Here is a 15,737-nt window from a genome sequence, read left to right as displayed (position 1 = left end):
ACAAGGGAACGGCCACTTCGGGCGCGGAGAAGGGCCACTTCGGGTCGGGAGAAGGGCCACTTCGGCGTGTGACGGGTTGGTGCGGGATGGGGGAGGAGTGTCACAGGGTGGCATCATCGCCCGCGTGGGTACGACGGTCGAACGCTTGCTGCCGACGGACGACGACGGGGTCGCCGAGGCGCTGCTCGAGCTGACTCGGGAGATCGCCACCAAGGAGCTCGCACCCCAGGTGCACGAGGCCGAGGAGCGGGGCGAGTTCCCGGCGTCGGCGTACCGCCTGCTCGGGAAGTCGGGCCTGCTGAGCCTGCCCTTCGACGAGGAGTACGGCGGAGGCGCGCAGCCGTACCAGGTCTACCTCCAGGTCGTCGAGGAGATCGCCACCGCGTGGCCGAGCGTCGGTGTCGGCATCAGCGTGCACAGCCTGACCGCGAACGTCGTCGACGCCCACGGGAGCGACGAGCTCAAGGCCGAGTGGCTGCCGCGGATGCTGCGCGGCGACTGGCTCGGTGCGTACTGCCTCTCCGAGCCGCAGGCCGGCTCCGACGTCAGCGGCATCCGCACGCGCGCGGTCCTCGACGGAGATGCGTACGTCGCGAACGGCACCAAGCAGTGGATCAGCAACGGCTCCTGTGCCGACTACTACATCCTGTTCGCCCGCACCTCCGACGACGCCAAGCGCGGGCTGTCGGCCTTCGTGATCCGGGGCGACGCCGAGGGGATGACCTTCGGCGCGCCCGAGAAGAAGATGGGTCTCGCCTGCGACGTCACCACCCAGGTGGTCTTCGACGGCGCCCGCATCCCCGCGGCGCAGCTGGTCGGCACGGAAGGCGCGGGCATGCGGGTCGCCCTCTCGGCCCTCGACGCAGGTCGGCTCGGCATCGCCGCGGTCGCCACCGGCATCGCCCAGGCGGCCCTCGCCCACGCGGTCGCGTACGCCGGGGAGCGCAAGCAGTTCGGGCGGCCGATCGGCGAGCTGCAGGGGCTGCAGTTCCTGCTGGCCGACATGGCCGCGGACGTCGAGCGCGCACGCGCGACGTACCTCCACGCGGCGCGGCTGAAGGATGCCGGCCGCCCGTTCAGCCGACAGGCGAGCATCGCCAAGCTGACCGCGTCCGACGCGGCGATGCGGGTGACGACCGACGCCGTGCAGGTGCTCGGTGGCAACGGCTACACCCGCGAGTACCCGGTCGAGCGGCTCTTCCGCGACGCCAAGGTGACCCAGATCTTCGAGGGCACCAACCAGATCCAGCGGACGGTGATCGGTCGCGACCTGCTCCGGTGACTGACCGGTGCCTACAGGACCGCCGCGTCCGGGTCGTCCTCGGGCAGCATCGCGCCGTCGGTCGCGGCGGTCACCAGCTCGTCGGGCTTGGTGGTCAGCACGTTGTCGATGTAGTCGCGAGCCGTCTCGAAGATCCCGACCTCGTGGCCGGCGCGTTCGGACAGGTACCACCGGTGCACGAGGATCTCGTGGAAGATCTCGGCGGGCTCCAGCTTGCCGCGTGCCTCGGCCGGCACCATCGCCGTGATCGGCTCGTAGATCTCGGTCAGCCATCGGTTCGCCGCGATCGCCTTGTCCTCCCGGCCGAGGTCGTAGTGCGCGATGAACGACGTCATGTCGTTGAGGAGCCGGCACGCCTGGCCGTCCTCGACGGAGAGGCCGGTCAGCGCCTGGAGCTCGCGCGTGTGGTGCCCCGCCTCGACCGCCTTGGGCTGGATCCGGATCCGGTCGCCGTCGAAGTCGGTGACGATGTCGAGCTCGTCGACGTCGAAGCCGAGCTCGTTGAGACGCTCGATGCGCCGCTCGATGCGCCACATCTCATCCGCGGTGAACTCCTCCTCGCGGGTCAGCTCGCTCCAGAGCTCGTCGTACCGCTTCTGGATCAGGGCGACGATCTCGTGCCCTTCCACGGTCGGGCCGAGCCGGCCACCGGCCTGGAGGTCGAGCAGCTCCGCGAAGACGTTCTCGCAGCCGACCTCCACGTCGTACTCCCGCATCTGGCGCGACAGCGTCGGGCGCAGCTCACCGGTCTCGGCATCCACGAGGTACGCCGCGAAGCCGCCGGCGCTGCGCCGGAACAGCACGTTCGACAGCGAGACGTCGCCCCAGTAGAAGTCGGCCAGGTGCAACCGCACCAGCAGCACGACCAGGGCGTCGATCAGGCAGGGCAGGCTCTCCACCGACATGCCGTGGGCGAAGAGCGCCCGGTAGGGGAGCGAGAACGCGAGGTGCTCGGTCAGCAGCGCGCAGGGCAGCTCCTCGTCGCGGTCGTCCTCGCGGCCCGTGACGACGCCGACCGGCTTGACCGCGGGGAGGCCGAGCCGCTGGAGGTCGCGCAGCAGGCGGTACTCGCGGAACGCGATCTCCTCCTGCGTCTCCTTGATCGCATAGGTGCGGCCACCGAGCCGGACGATGCGCACGATGTGGCGGCTCAGGCCGCGGGGAAGCGGGACGACGAAGTCGTCTGACCACTCCGCGAGCGGCGTCGACCAGGGCAGGCGCACGAGCGCGGGATCGGGCCTTCGGGCGACGATGTGCAGCGCCATGTCCTTCAGGCTAGTGCTGCTCGACGCTCAGTGACCGTCGAGGAACACCGGCCCCGGTCCGCGAGGCGCGACGACGTCGTCGGGATTGCTCAGGCTGCAGCGCCTGAGGCTGAGACAGCCGCAGCCGATGCAGGAGTCGAGGGTGTCGCGGAGTCGCTCGAGCTGGGCGATCTGCGCGTCTAGCCGCGGCCGCCACCCCCGGCTGAGGCGTGACCAGTCGGCTTTGGTGGGCGTGCGGCTGCTGGGCAGGGTCGCCAGTGCTGCCTCGATCTCCTCCAGGGAGAGGCCGACCCGTTGGGCGGTCCGGATGAACGCGAGCCGCCGCAGCATCGGCCGCTCGTAGCGGCGCTGGTTGCCCGTCGTACGACGCGAGGTGACCAGCCCGCGGTCCTCGTAGTACCGGATCGCACTCGTCGCGATGCCGGACCTTTCGGACAGGTCGCCGATCGTGAGTTCTGCCATACCGGCCAGCATGCCTTGACTTAAAGTTCACTTCAACTTGTGAAATGGGGCCGTGGACAACATCCAACGCCTGCTGACCCTGATGACGGGGGACGAGAAGCACGACCCTGCGTCGTACTCCACCCTCGACGTGCTCCGGGTGCTCTACGAGCGGGTCCTCGACGTCTCGCCCGAGACCGTCGACGACTCCCGTCGGGACCGGTTCCTGCTCTCGAAGGGCCACGGCCCGATGGCGTACTACGCCGTGCTGTGCGATCGCGGCTTCATCCCGGAGTCGTGGCTGCGCGAGTTGGGCGCGTTCGACTCACCCCTGGGCTACCACCCCGACCGCAACCTGGTGCCGGGAGTCGAGATCTCCAGCGGATCGCTCGGCCACGGGCTGCCGCTCGCGGTCGGTACGGCGCTCGGCCTGCGCGCGCAGGGGCTCGACTCCCGCGTGGTGGTGCTGGTCGGTGACGCCGAGCTCGACGAGGGCTCGAACCACGAGGCCCTGGAGCTCGCCCCCGCACTCGGCCTCGACGCGTTGACCGTGGTCGTGGTCGACAACCGAAGCACGTCGTACGTCGTGCCGGGCCGGATCGCCGAGCGCTTCTCGACCGAGGGGTGGCAGGTCACGACCATCGACGGGCGCGACCACGACGCGCTCGAGAAGGCGCTGTCCGAACGCGGCCTCGGTGTGCCGAACGCCGTCGTCGCGACCGTCCTCGACGAGGAGGTCGCAGCATGACGACCACGACACTCAGCCGCGACCCGCGGACCCAGTTCGGTCGTACCCTGACCGACCTCCTCGGCGAGGACCTCTCGGTGGCGCTGGTGTACGCCGAGATCTCCGGGCGGTTCTTCACCGAGGCAGAGCGCCGCTTCCCGGAGCGGGTGGTCAACGTCGGCATCCGCGAACAGCTGATGGTCAACGTCGGTGCCGGCATGGCCCTGACCGGCCTCCGTCCGGTGGTCCACTCCTTCGGGACGTTCCTGGTGGAGCGCGCCTTCGAGCAGGTCAAGCTCGGCTTCCCCCACCAGGGCGTGGGCGGAGTGCTGGTCGGTGGTGGTGGGTCGTTCGACGCGTCCCGGTCGGGCCGCACCCATCAGGTCCCGGGCGACGTGGCGCTCCTCGACACCCTCCCCGACGTCGCGATCCACGCGCCCGGCACCTCGGCCGAGACCGACGAGGTGCTGCGTCGGGCGGTGGCCGCCGACGGTCTCCACTACGTGCGGGTCGTCGAGCAGACGAACTCCGAGTCGTTCAGCGGCCCCGGCCTGCACGTCGTACGCCGCGGCGCGGGCGCCACCGTGCTCGCCTTCGGCCCGGTGCTCGACGAGGTTCTCACCGCCACCGCGGACCGCGACGTGACCGTCCTCTACGCGCACAGCGTCCGACCCTTCGACGCGGCGACGCTCCGGGCGGTGCTGACCGTCCCCGACGTCGTGCTCGTCGAACCGTGGCTGGCCGGCACCTCGGCTCGCGTCGTCTCCGACGCGCTGCACGACGTACCGCACCGCCTGCTGTCGCTCGGCACCCGCCGGATTGAGCTGCGTCACTACGGCACGCCGGCCGAGCACCAGCGCGCCCACGGCCTCGACGCCGCCGGCATCCGCCGCTCGCTGGAGTCGTTCCTGACGAGGTCGTCCCTCTAGGGTTTGTGGTGGCCGCGTTCGCGCGGCATCGCCGCGTTAGCTCAGGTGGCCAGAGCGTCGCACTTGTAATGCGAATGTCGAGAGTTCGAATCTCTCACGCGGCTCTGGCACGACCTGTCAACGCACCCGCTCGACCTCGAACTCGCCGGTCGGCGAGGCGATGGCATCCTGGCCGAGCACGATCTGGAGCTCTCGCTCGCCGGAGTCGATGGTCGCCCGGAGGACGCCGACCACGGATGAGGCGGTGAGGCCGAGCGCCTCGGCCGGGGAGCCGGTCGACCGCAGGTGGGCGGTGAAGAGGGCGGCGGTGAGGTCGCCGGAGCCGTTGGCCCCGATCGGCAGCCGCGGGGTGCGCACGATCCACGCGCCGGTGCCGGTCGCGGCCAGCATCTCGATCGTGTCGTCGGGGCGGTCCGGCCGGAGCACCGAGGTGACGAGCACCGTCGACGGCCCCATCGCCATCGCCGCGTCGGCCGAGGCCAGCGTCGACTCGAGGGTGTCCGGCTCGGTGCCGGTGAGGAACCCGAGCTCGAACTGGTTGGGCGTGATGATGTCGGCGTGCGGCACGACCTGCTCGCGGATGATCGGCGGGATGGCCGGATCGACGAAGCAGCCGCTCGTCGCGTTCCCCATCACCGGGTCGCAGGTGTACGTCGCAGCCGGGTTGGCCTTCTTCACGCGGCCGACCGCATCGACGACCACCTCGCAGATCCCCGGACCGCCGAGGTAACCGGACAGCACCGCGTCGCACGTCGGCAGCACGCCCCGCTCCTCGATCCCGGTCACCACCGCGCGCACGTCGTCCGGCGGCAGCAGCGGCCCGCGCCAGGCGCCGTACCCGGTGTGGTTGGAGAACACGACCGTGAGCACCGGCCACACCTCGTGCCCCAGCCGCTGCAGCGGGAACGTGGCGGCGGAGTTGCCGACGTGGCCGTACGCGACGAACGACTGGATCGACAGGAAGCGCATGCCACCATCCTGGCATCGGGGCCGGCGCGCGCCGGCGCGCGCTCTGTCGGAGGCGGGGCCTAGCGTGCGGGTCATGGAGCGCTTCGTTGACCAGGACCTGACAGAGGCGGAGTTCCGGGAGTGCGTGCTCGACCGGTCGCGCCTGATCGGCGTGGTCATGCAGGACGCCGAGATCGACGGTCTCGTGACCAACCTCGTGGTGAACGGCGTCGAGGTGATGGAGTACGTCGAGGCCGAGCTCGACCGGCGCCATCCGGTGCGGCTGCTGATCCGTTCCGACGACCCCGCCGAGCTGCTGGAAGGGTGGCGACAGCTGCGCGCCGACTGGGCGGCGACGATCGAGCGGTTGCGCGCGACGCCGGGCATCGAGCTCCGGAGCGTGAACGACGAGTGGTCCGCCGTGCAGACCCTGCGCCACCTGGTCTTCGTCCACGACTCGTGGTTCCGGCGTTGCTGCCTCGGGTCGACGGCGCTGTTCACCCCGATCGGGCTGGGGATCGAGGCCGTGCCCGATCGGGAGGAGCAGGGCCTCGACCCGACAGCAGACCCGACGCTCGACGAGGTCCTCGCGGTGCGTGATGAGCAGGGCGACGAGCTCGAGACCTGGCTCGAGACGATCACGCCCGAGCAGCTCCGGGCCCCGGCGCCGATCCCCGACGACGGCCGCTGGCCGCCGTACGCGGGCGGCCGCTCGGTGAAGCAGTGCCTCGGCACGGTGCTCGACGAGGACTGGGCCCACCACGGGTTCTGCGTCCGCGACCTCGACCTGATCCAGACCTCGAGCCCCTGACAGGGCCTGAGTAGGGTCGATCGGGTGACTGACATGACCTACCGCCCGCTGGGCGACTCGGGCCTGATGGTGAGCGCGGTCGGGGTCGGCTGCAACGCGTTCGGACGCCGGGTCGGGCTGGACGCCGTACGCGGCATCGTCGACGCCGCCGACGACACCGGGGTCACGTTCCTCGACACGTCCGACTCCTACAGCATCGGCCAGAGCGAGGAGATGATCGGCGTCGTCCTCGAGGGTCGGCGCGACCGGTTCGTGGTGGCCACCAAGTTCGGCAGCGACATGCGCGACACCAACGGTCCCGACCACGGTGCCCGTGGCTCGCGCCGCTATGTCCGGCGAGCCGTCGAGGCATCGTTGAAGCGGCTGCGCACCGATCGGATCGACCTCTACCAGTTCCACTTCCCGGACCCGATCACGCCGATCGAGGAGACGCTGTCGGTGCTCACCGACCTCGTCCGGGAAGGCAAGGTGCGATACGTCGGGTGCTCGAACGTCGCGGGGTGGCAGGTCGCCGACTGGGACTGGACCGCCCGCACCTCCGGGTTCGAGCGGTTCGTCTCCGTGCAGAACCGCTACTCCCTGCTCGACCGCGGCATCGAGGCGGAGGTCGCGCCGGCGGCCGAGCACTTCGGGCTCGGCGTCCTGCCCTACTTCCCGCTCGAGTACGGCCTGCTCACCGGCAAGTACCACCGCGGGCAGGAGGCGCCGTACGGGTCACGCGCGCGGTCCGGCCCCGCGCCCTGGCTCGAGAACGCCGACTGGGACCGGATCGAGGCGCTCGAGAAGTACGCCGAAGCGCGCGACCTGTCGATCCTCGACGTCGCGGTCGCCGGTCTCGCCGCCCAGCCGGCCGTCGCCTGCGTGATCTCCGGCGCGACGTCCGGTGACCAGGTGCGGGCCAACGCCGCGGCCATCCGCTGGGAGCCGACCGCCGACGACCTCACCGAGCTGGACGCGATCACCCAGAGCTGAGATCCCGGCCGGTGGCGCTCAGGTGCCGGGGAGCCGCGCATCGCGGTCGAGAGTGCCGGCGTCGAACTCCAGCAGCGTGTGCTTGGCGGTGATCGAGTGCAGGTCGTAGCGGATCGGCTGGTCGCGGATCTCGGCGAGCACCGGACGCGCGGCGTCGGCGTCCCAGAACAGCGCGGCGGCGGCGGACCACAACCGGACGACGGGACGTTCGTCGGCCATCAGCGCGACGATCGCGGCGCGGCCCTCCTCGGACCGCTCCAGCACCTGCCGGTCGCCCAGCCACTCGGCGACCAGCCGGTCCCACCGGCGGGTGTTGGTCGTGTGGCCCTGGTCGCCGACCAGGTCTGACATCTCACCCAAGGTCCGGCGGCTGCGCTCGATGCGGTCCGTGGCCTTCTCCGTCACGCACGCATGATCGCACGGAGCCGGGCCGCAAGCACCGGCCGCGGGCGTCGACGTACGACCCTCAGGCGACCTGGAGCGACCGCTTCGACAGCCCCATCCAGAAGCCCTCGAAGAGCTGTTCGCCCGGCTCCTCCGGGTCGGTCGCCGCGCCGAGGGTGACGAACAGCGGCGTGTAGTGCTCGACCGTCGGGTGTGCGTAGGGCATGCCCGGCGCCTCCGACCGGTACGACGCGAGCGCGTTGACGTCGCCACGGGCCAGCGCCTCGCCGGCCCAGGTGTCGAAGTCCTTCGACCAGCCCGGTGCCGCCGCGTCGATGCGGAACTCGGTGAGGAACGGCAACCCGTGGGTCAGGAAGCCCGACCCGATGATCAGGACTCCCTCGTCGCGCAGCGGGCGGAGCCGCTCGCCGAGCCTCAGCAGGCGGGTCGGGTCCTGGGTGGGCAGCGACATCTGCAACACCGGGATGTCGCCGTCGGGGTACATGATCTTGAGCGGCACCCACGCGCCGTGGTCGAGGCCGCGGCTCGTGTGCTGGTGCACCGGCTCGTCGGCGGGCATCATCGCGGCCACCCGCTGGGCGAGCGCGCTGGCGGCCGGCGTCGCATAGGTCATCCGGTAGTACCGCTCCGGGAACCCGCCGAAGTCGTAGACCAGGGGCGCCTGGTCGGCACTGAGCATCACCGGCGCGGACTCCCAGTGGGCGCTGATGATCAGGATCGCGGTCGGTCGTGGGAGGTCGGCGGCCAGGCCGGACAGCTGGCTCGACCACAGCGGGTCGTCCAGCAGCGGCGGCGCACCGTGGCCGATGTAGAGGGCAGGCATCCGATCGTTCATGACGGTGTAATAGTTTCACATTCAACTTTATTCCGCCAGGGTGCCGGCGAACGAACGGCTCAGGCGGGCAGCGACCAGTCCACGGGCTGTCCGCCTTGGTCGGTCAGCAGCCGGTTGATCCGGGAGAACGGGCGGGATCCGAAGAAGCCGCGGGCGGCGGAGAGCGGGGACGGGTGGGCCGACTCGACCCACGGGATCGGCCCGAGCGAGGGCCGAAGCGACTGGGCGTCGCGGCCCCAGAGGATCGCCGCGGCCGGGCCGCCGCGGCGTACCAGAGCGGCGATGGCGCAGTCGGTGACCTCCTCCCACCCGCGCCCCCGATGGGACGCCGCCTCACCCGGCCGCACCGTCAGGACCCGGTTGAGCAGCATGACTCCGCGGTCGGCCCACGCGGTCAGGTCGCCGTGCGGTGCCGGTGGAAGACCGAGGTCGGTCGAGAGCTCCTGGTAGATGTTGCGCAGTGACCCGGGCAGGGGGCGTACGTCGGGCGCCACGGCGAAGGACAGCCCGATCGGGTGACCCGGCGTGGGGTAGGGGTCCTGCCCGACGATCAGCACTCGCACGTCCGCGAGGGGCCGGCGGAACGCCTTGAACACGTCGTCCCCGGCCGGCAGGTAGTGACGTCCGGCCGCGAGCTCGGCCCGCAGGAACTGTCCCATCGCCGCGATCCGCTCATCGACCGGAGCCAGCGCCTCCGCCCAGTCGGGGGCCATCAGGCCGCGGCCGACGAGTCCGGAGAGGGCACCCACCCGGGCGACCCTAGGGCACCTGCCGCGCGAGGAGGTGCGACCAATGGTCACGAACCGCAGGCCTCGGGCCTCCATTCATGCGGTTTGGGACCAATCGGCGGGGGCGAGCCACGCTCACGTCCGGGACCGCGACCGTCGACCGGCTCCGTGCGGGTCACGAGTCGCTGACGCCGAGCAGGGCGTCGCGACGCTCCCGCAGCAGTCGCCGCTCGGCGCCGGTGGGCGCCTGTTCGATCGCCGTGGCGAGCGCGGCAGCGGCCTCGGTACGACGGCCCATCCGCGCGTGCAGGTCCGCCACCGTGGCGGCGTACAGGTAGTAGTCGCCCAGATCGTCGCCCAGCGCCTCGACCATGGGCAGTGCGGCTTCGGGCCCGTCGGCCATCGACACCGCCACCGCACGGTTCAGCTCGATCACCGGCGTGGCCGGAAGGAGGGTGTACAGCTCCGCGATCGCCGCCCAGTCCGTCTCCGCGGGCCGGGCCGCGACGTCGTGGCAGAGCGCGATCCGGGCCTGCACGGCGTAGGGGCCCCAGGGCGGCTCGGCGTCGAGCAGTCGGGAACCCTCGGCGACGAGGTCGAGGTCCCAGAGACGTCGGTCCTGCTCACCGAGTGGTACGACGCGCCCGTCGCGCACCCGGGCCGGCCGGCGCGCGTCGGTGAGCAGCATCAGCGCGAGCAGACCGCGCACCTCCGACTCAGCCGGGATCAGGTCGGCCAGCGCCCGGGTGAGCCGGATCGCCTCGGCCGAGACGTCGACCCGCAGGAGCGAGTCGCCGGAGGACGCGGCGTACCCCTCGTTGAACATCAGGTACAGCACCGACAGCACGCCCTCGACCCGCTCGGCCCAGAGCTCGGGAGGCGGGACGCGATAGGGGATCCCGGCGTGCTTGATCTTGGCCCGGGCTCGGACCAGGCGCTTCTCCATGGTCGGCTCCGTGACCAGGAACGCCCGACCGATCTCGGCCGGAGTCAGGCCGCACAGCGTGCGCAGCGTCAGCGCAACTCGGGCCGGCATCGGCAGTGCCGGGTGACAGCACGTGAAGATCAGCCGCAGTCGCTCGTCCGCGATGTCCTCGTCGTCGGCGGCCGCGACCTCGTCGTCGGTGTCGGCCGAGGCCAGGGTCAGCTTCGCGGTCTCGGTGGTACGTCGTCGCATCCGGTCGCGGGCCCGGTTGCGGGCGACCGTGGTCAGCCAGGCCAGCGGTGCGTCGGGCACGCCGGACCGCTCCCAGGCCGGCACCGCCTCGGCGAACGCCTCGGCGGCGCACTCCTCCGCGAGGTCCCAGTCGCCGCACCAGCCGATCAGGCCGGCGACGAGCCGCCCCCAGCTCTCACTGAAGGTGAGGGCGACCGCATCGTCGGACCGGGCCATGAAGGATCAGGCCCAGAGGGGTCGCAGCTCGAGCACACCGCCGTCGGCCACCGGGTGCCCGGCCGCGACCTGGATGGCGTCATCGAGATCGCTGCACTCGAGCAGGTCGAACCCGGCGACCTGCTCCTTGGTCTCGGCGAACGGTCCGTCCGTCGTCATCACCTCGCCGTCGAGGCGCCGGACGGTGACGGCTCGCGACGGGTGCTCGAGCGCCCAGCCGTAGATCCGGCGCTCGGCAGCGTCCGCGATCCAGCGGCTCACGTCCTCGGGCTCATCGTCCCCATCGGCCCGATCGGGCTCCGCCTCGCCGCCGTCGGCACGCTCCCAGCTGTTGCGCATGTCGGCGCAGACCAGCATCAGGTAGCGGCGCTTGCCCTCGGCCGGCGACTCGGGGACCACCGGGTCGGCCATCCCTGCGTCGAAGGCCCGGACCTCGATCGCACCGACGTGCAGCGTCGGGTGGGCGGATGCCACGGCGATCGCCGTGTCGAGGTCCGGGCAGTCGATCACGTCGTACCCGGCGACCTGCTCCTTGGTCTCGGCGAACGGCCCGTCCGTCACCTGGACCTCGCCGCCCGCCAGGCGCACGGTCGTGGCGTCGGAGGTCGGGTGGAGCCGGGCCCCGTCGAGCTCGACGCGGCGACCGACCATCTCCTCGACCCAGGCCTCGAGCTCGCCCTCGATCTGCGGTGGCAGGTTCTCCAGCCGCGACTCGTCGACGGCGTGCAGCAGCATGTACTTCATGGTGTTCTCCTGACCTCGGTGCGGCGCCGGTGTGCGCCATCACCTCGGGGACGAACGGCAGCATGCCCGTCAGGACACTTCTGTCGAAGAGATCTCGACCGGCTCACCGGCGCAGCGCTCGCGAGTCCGCGGAGCCGTAGCGACGGGTCGGGTTCGCGCCGAGGGTCGGGGTCTCGTCCGGCTTGTCCGTCGGCGTCCTGCCGGCGGTCTTCCGCGCCGCCTTCATCGTCGTACGGCGTGAGGTCGCGGAACGCGCGGGAGCAGGGGGCTCGTCCCGGTGCTCGGTCCACTGGTCGACCCAGGCGTCGATCACCGGCCACGTACTGGTCCGCGCCTTCCGGCCGGTCAGCATCCCGAGATGCCCGCCCGGCACGATCTCGAAGCGCGCCTCCGGCGAGCTGCTCAGCATCGGCACCGCCGCCTTGACCGCCTCGATCGGTGCGATCGCGTCGTTCGCCCCGCCGAACACCAGCACCGGCGCGGTGATGTCGGCGATCGACACGGTCCGGTCGCCGAGGTCGAACATGCCGTCGACCAGGGCGTTGCCCTTGAGCAGCCGGTGGTACAGCTGCCCGAAGGTGCGGCCGGGATAGGCGATCATGTTCGCGGTGAACCGGTCGACCGCCTCGATCTGGGCGAGGTAGTCGGCGTCGTCGAGGTGTCGGATGATCGCCAGCGGCTTGGTCACCAGCTTTTGGAACGCCGACAGCCGGAACGCCCAGCGCACCAGGGGCTGTGGCGCCGCGCCCGCGGCCCGGTAGATCCGGGTGATCGGGCCGCGTCCGTCGGCGAGCTGGAGGAGGGGCCGCAGCGGCGCGACCAACGGGACCTGACGCACGTCGAACGGCGTGCCGAGGACGGTGATCGACGCGATCCGCAGGGACGCGTCTGCAGCGGCGGACAGCAGTGCGAACGTCCCTCCCAGCGACCAGCCCACGACGTGAACGGGCCGGTCGCCGGCGTGCGAAGACACCTCCCGGATCGCGGTCGGGACGACCTCCTCGATCCAGTGCTCCATCCCCAGGTCGCGGTCGCGGAACGAGACCGCGCCGTACTCCACGAGGTACGTCGGGCGTCCCGCGTCGACGAGGTGCTCGACCAGCGAGCACCCGCGCCGCAGGTCGTAGCAGAGGGCCGGCGCCGCCAGCGGCGTCACCAGCAGCACCGGGTCGCCGTGGTCGCGCACCTGCGCTGCGGGTCGGTAGTGGTAGACCTCGCGCAGCGTCCCCTGGTCGATCAGGGTGCGCGGCATCGAGCGCAGGTCGGCCAGGCCGCCGTACACCAGACTGTGCGCGACGTTCCCGGCGGCGGAGACCACCTGATCGGGCTTCGGGATCAGGTCCACGGTCTCGAAACTACCCGAGCACCCGGGCGGCCCGGCGGGTGCCGACCGACGCAGACGAGCCGGCGCGGAGAAGATGCCCCGACCCGCGCCGGCTCTCGTGACGTTCGCGCGCCACTGGTGAGTGCAACGACGGGTCCAACGGGCGGTTACGGGTGTGACTCAGGAGGTGGGGGTCGGCTTCAGCTTCTTCCCGTGCGGGGGGCGTACCTTGTCCAGCTCGTCGAGGAACGCCGTCGCCCAGGCCGCGACGTCCGCCTGCCTGACCGTCTTGCGCATCGCCCGCATCCGGCGCTGCCGGTCGCGTGGCTCGGCCCGAGCGGCGTCGAGCAGCGCGGCCTTCATGCCGTTCAGGTCGTAGGGGTTCACCTGCCAGGCCTGCCGCAGCTCGGCCGCGCTGCCGGCGAACTCCGACAGCACCAGCGCGCCGTCGTCGTCCCACCGGCAGGCGACGTACTCCTTGGCGACGAGGTTCATGCCGTCGCGGTACGGCGTCACCACCATCACGTCCGCCGCGCGGTAGAGGGCGGCCATCTCCTCGCGGGGGTACGACGAGTGCAGGTAGCTGATCGCGGGGCGGCCGATCCGGCCGAGATCGCCGTTGATGTGGCCGACCAGGCGGTCGATCTCGTCGCGAAGGACGCGGTACTCCTCGACCTTCTCCCGCGACGGCGTCGCCACCTGGACGAACACCGTGTGGTCGACGTCGAGCTCCCCGTCGCGGATGAGCTCGGAGAACGCGCGCAGCCGGGCGTAGATGCCCTTGGTGTAGTCGAGCCGGTCGATCCCGAGGAACACCGTGTCCGGATCGCCGAGAGCCTTGCGGACCGAGGCGGCCCGGTCTTTCACCGGCTCCGACCGGGCGAGGTCCTCGAACGCCTCGTAGTCGATCGAGATCGGGAACGAGGCCGCGCGGACGGTGCGGCCGTCGGGCAGGTAGACCAGGTCTCGATGGGTCTTGTGGCCCACCCGCTGGCGGACCAGCCGGACGAAGTTCGCCGCCCCGCCGGGCAGCTGGAAGCCGATCAGGTCGGCGCCGAGCAGCCCCTCGAGGAGCTGGCGCCGCCACGGCAGCTGCTGGAAGAGCTCGGCCGGCGGGAACGGGATGTGCAGGAAGAAGCCGATCCGCAGATCGGGGCGCAGCTCGCGGAGCAGCTGCGGCACCAGCTGGAGCTGGTAGTCCTGGATCCAGACCGTCGCGTCCTTCGCCGCCCGGTCGGCGGCCCGCTCGGCGAAGCGGCGGTTGACGTCGACGTACCTGTCCCACCACTCGCGGTGGAACTCCGGCTTGGCGACGAGGTCGTGGTACAGCGGCCAGATCGTCGCGTTGCTGAAGCCCTCGTAGAAGCCCTCGATCTCCTGGGCCGACAGCGCGACCGGGTCCAGCGTCATCCCGTCGTACTCGAACGGCGTGACGTCGGCGTCCGTGCCGCCGGGCCAGCCGACCCAGATGCCCTCGTTCGCGCGCATGATCGGCTCCAGCGCGGTCACCAGCCCGCCGGGGGAGACCCGCCACTCACCGGTGCCGTCGTCGCGGTCCACCGGCAGGCGGTTGGCCACGATCACGAGCTCGGCGGAACCGTTCACGGGCACACCCCGACCCTAGTGCTCGGTGTCGGGACCTACCTCACCCCGCTGGTGCGGGGCCGAGACGCAGGGTCCGATTCTCGCCAGCACACCGGCCGGCCGCGTCACTCGTCGCCGGCCTGGCGCCGACCCCACTCGTCCTGATCGCCGCGCGCGTCGTACAGGGGGCCGGTGGAGCCCTGATGTTCCCGCAGACACTGACCGGCATCCAGCTGCACCGCACCGGGCCGGGTCGACGCCGGAGGTGGCGACGCACGCGTTCGCCGTGACGGTCGCACTCTCCGCGGTCGTGGCTCTCGCGGCAGCCGGCGCCGCGCGGCCGGCCGCGGTCAGCGGTCGGCGGCGTAGCTGACTCCGAGCTGGCGACGCACGTCGTCCATCACACCGAGCAGCTCGAGGGTCTGCACGTGGGGGACCAGCGGGCTCTCGGTCAGCCCGTCGCGGAGGCAGTCCTGCACGTGGGCCGCCTCGTTGCCGAGCCCGGTGCCGTAGACCTCCGAGGGCGGCTCGATCCGCTGGGGCTCACCTCCCTCCGGCGTCCAGACGGCGTACGTCGGGTGGTGGAAGTCCGCGGGCACCTCGAGCAGCCCCTCATCGGTCGCGACGGAGGCCGCACGCGGGCTCGCGGAGGTCATCGACGTGGTGAGGGCCGAGACCGCTCCGCTCTGGTGCCGGGCGGCAATGGCTACGTCGAGGTCGACGCCCACCTCGCTCACGTCGCCGGCGGCGACCGCCGCGACGTACGGACCGAGCATCAGCCGGGCGAACGTCAGGGGATAGATCCCCATGTCCAGCAGGGCACCGGCTCCGAGGGCGGGGTCCCACATCCGCTCGCTGGCGTCGCTCGGGACGACGAAGCCCAGGTCGGCGTGCACCTGCCGCGGCGTACCGAACTCGCCGGCGGCCAACCGCGTGCGCAGGTCACGGATCAGCGGGTGACAGGCCATCCACATGGCCTCCATGCAGAACAGGTCCCCGGCGGAGTCGAACAGCTCCTCGCCGTCGGCCCGGGTGAGGGTGAGCGGCTTCTCGCAGAGCACCGGCTTGCCCGCGGCGAAGGCCAGGCGTGCGTGCTCGAGGTGGTGGGAGTGCGGGCTGGCGACGTAGACGACGTCGACGTCCGGGTCGGCGACCAGGTCGTCGTACGACGCGTGGGCGCGGGTGTGCTCGTCCCCGAGGTCGCGGGCGAAGGCCTCGGCGGATCCGCGGGACCGGGAGCCGACGGCCGCGATCACCGCGCCCGGCGTGGCGTGGAGGTTCTGGGCGAAGTCGCGTGCGATCTTGCCGGTGGCGAGGATGCCCCAACGGGTGGCCGTGTTCGTCATGAA

Annotated in this window: 16 protein-coding genes and 1 tRNA gene; 6 read left to right on the top strand and 11 right to left on the bottom strand. The window is 71.5% G+C overall.

Going from position 1 to position 15,737, the window contains the following annotated elements; all coding sequences use genetic code 11:
• The first annotated feature begins 124 nt into the window (after positions 1 to 124).
• Positions 125 to 1,282 carry an acyl-CoA dehydrogenase family protein gene (locus VGJ24_RS12250; protein ID WP_331500891.1) on the top strand — a complete coding sequence of 386 codons (1,158 nt, stop codon included), beginning with the start codon at positions 125 to 127 and terminating at the stop codon, positions 1,280 to 1,282.
• Positions 1,283 to 1,293: 11 nt separating this feature from the next.
• On the opposite strand, the gene VGJ24_RS12245 is transcribed toward VGJ24_RS12250, so the two are convergent.
• Positions 1,294 to 2,547 (bottom strand): DUF4032 domain-containing protein, encoded by a 1,254-nt coding sequence (locus VGJ24_RS12245; protein ID WP_331500890.1) that lies wholly within the window; start codon positions 2,545 to 2,547, stop codon positions 1,294 to 1,296.
• A 27-nt stretch (positions 2,548 to 2,574) separates the two neighbouring features.
• A complete protein-coding gene (soxR, locus tag VGJ24_RS12240) occupies positions 2,575 to 3,009 on the bottom strand; it encodes a redox-sensitive transcriptional activator SoxR (RefSeq protein WP_331500889.1) in 435 nt (144 codons plus the stop codon).
• Positions 3,010 to 3,061: 52 nt separating this feature from the next.
• Here soxR and VGJ24_RS12235 point away from each other — a divergent pair, with 52 nt between their 5' ends.
• From VGJ24_RS12235 to VGJ24_RS12225, 3 genes are all read left to right on the top strand, one after another.
• A complete protein-coding gene (locus VGJ24_RS12235; RefSeq protein ID WP_331500888.1) occupies positions 3,062 to 3,736 on the top strand; it encodes a thiamine pyrophosphate-dependent enzyme in 675 nt (224 codons plus the stop codon).
• Entirely contained in the window at positions 3,733 to 4,644 is a 912-nt protein-coding gene (locus tag VGJ24_RS12230; protein ID WP_331500887.1) for a transketolase, read from the top strand. Before VGJ24_RS12235 ends, VGJ24_RS12230 begins: the two co-directional genes overlap by 4 nt.
• A gap of 30 nt (positions 4,645 to 4,674) precedes the next feature.
• Positions 4,675 to 4,748, top strand: a tRNA-Thr gene (locus tag VGJ24_RS12225).
• A 13-nt stretch (positions 4,749 to 4,761) separates the two neighbouring features.
• Here the strand turns inward: VGJ24_RS12225 and pdxY are convergent.
• Positions 4,762 to 5,613 carry a pyridoxal kinase PdxY gene (gene pdxY / locus VGJ24_RS12220; RefSeq protein WP_331500886.1) on the bottom strand — a complete coding sequence of 284 codons (852 nt, stop codon included), beginning with the start codon at positions 5,611 to 5,613 and terminating at the stop codon, positions 4,762 to 4,764.
• 73 nt (positions 5,614 to 5,686) lie between these two features.
• On the opposite strand from pdxY, the gene VGJ24_RS12215 reads away from it, so the two are divergent.
• Together VGJ24_RS12215 and VGJ24_RS12210 are read left to right on the top strand one after the other, a co-directional pair.
• Positions 5,687 to 6,403: a DinB family protein gene (locus VGJ24_RS12215; RefSeq protein WP_331500885.1), complete on the top strand. Its 717-nt coding sequence runs from the start codon at positions 5,687 to 5,689 to the stop codon at positions 6,401 to 6,403.
• 33 nt (positions 6,404 to 6,436) lie between these two features.
• Positions 6,437 to 7,375 (top strand): aldo/keto reductase, encoded by a 939-nt coding sequence (locus tag VGJ24_RS12210; protein ID WP_331500931.1) that lies wholly within the window; start codon positions 6,437 to 6,439, stop codon positions 7,373 to 7,375.
• Positions 7,376 to 7,393: 18 nt separating this feature from the next.
• Here the strand turns inward: VGJ24_RS12210 and VGJ24_RS12205 are convergent, their stop codons facing one another.
• The 8 genes from VGJ24_RS12205 to VGJ24_RS12165 form a co-directional block, all read right to left on the bottom strand.
• On the bottom strand, positions 7,394 to 7,780 hold the full coding sequence (locus tag VGJ24_RS12205; RefSeq protein WP_331500883.1) for a hypothetical protein: 387 nt from the start codon (positions 7,778 to 7,780) through the stop codon (positions 7,394 to 7,396).
• A gap of 61 nt (positions 7,781 to 7,841) precedes the next feature.
• Positions 7,842 to 8,615, bottom strand: a complete 774-nt coding sequence (locus VGJ24_RS12200) for a class III extradiol ring-cleavage dioxygenase (RefSeq protein ID WP_331500882.1) — start codon at positions 8,613 to 8,615, stop codon at positions 7,842 to 7,844.
• Positions 8,616 to 8,674: 59 nt separating this feature from the next.
• The gene (locus VGJ24_RS12195) at positions 8,675 to 9,364 is read right to left on the bottom strand and encodes a uracil-DNA glycosylase (RefSeq protein ID WP_331500881.1); all 690 of its coding nucleotides are present in this window, start codon (positions 9,362 to 9,364) and stop codon (positions 8,675 to 8,677) included.
• Positions 9,365 to 9,518: 154 nt separating this feature from the next.
• Complete coding sequence (locus VGJ24_RS12190; RefSeq protein ID WP_331500880.1) at positions 9,519 to 10,736, bottom strand: RNA polymerase sigma factor; 1,218 nt, start codon at positions 10,734 to 10,736, stop codon at positions 9,519 to 9,521.
• A 6-nt stretch (positions 10,737 to 10,742) separates the two neighbouring features.
• Positions 10,743 to 11,480 (bottom strand): YciI family protein, encoded by a 738-nt coding sequence (locus tag VGJ24_RS12185; protein WP_331500879.1) that lies wholly within the window; start codon positions 11,478 to 11,480, stop codon positions 10,743 to 10,745.
• Positions 11,481 to 11,583: 103 nt separating this feature from the next.
• Positions 11,584 to 12,825 carry an alpha/beta fold hydrolase gene (locus VGJ24_RS12180; protein ID WP_331500877.1) on the bottom strand — a complete coding sequence of 414 codons (1,242 nt, stop codon included), beginning with the start codon at positions 12,823 to 12,825 and terminating at the stop codon, positions 11,584 to 11,586.
• A 159-nt stretch (positions 12,826 to 12,984) separates the two neighbouring features.
• Positions 12,985 to 14,415: a trehalose-6-phosphate synthase gene (locus tag VGJ24_RS12175; protein WP_331500876.1), complete on the bottom strand. Its 1,431-nt coding sequence runs from the start codon at positions 14,413 to 14,415 to the stop codon at positions 12,985 to 12,987.
• A gap of 323 nt (positions 14,416 to 14,738) precedes the next feature.
• Complete coding sequence (locus tag VGJ24_RS12165) at positions 14,739 to 15,734, bottom strand: Gfo/Idh/MocA family oxidoreductase (RefSeq protein WP_331500875.1); 996 nt, start codon at positions 15,732 to 15,734, stop codon at positions 14,739 to 14,741.
• Between the last annotated feature and the right edge of the window lie 3 nt (positions 15,735 to 15,737).

The organism is Nocardioides sp., assembly GCF_036493135.1.
In the GTDB taxonomy this organism is placed as follows: Bacteria; Actinomycetota; Actinomycetes; order Propionibacteriales; family Nocardioidaceae; genus Nocardioides.
This window is presented reverse-complemented; position numbering and strand designations above follow the sequence as displayed.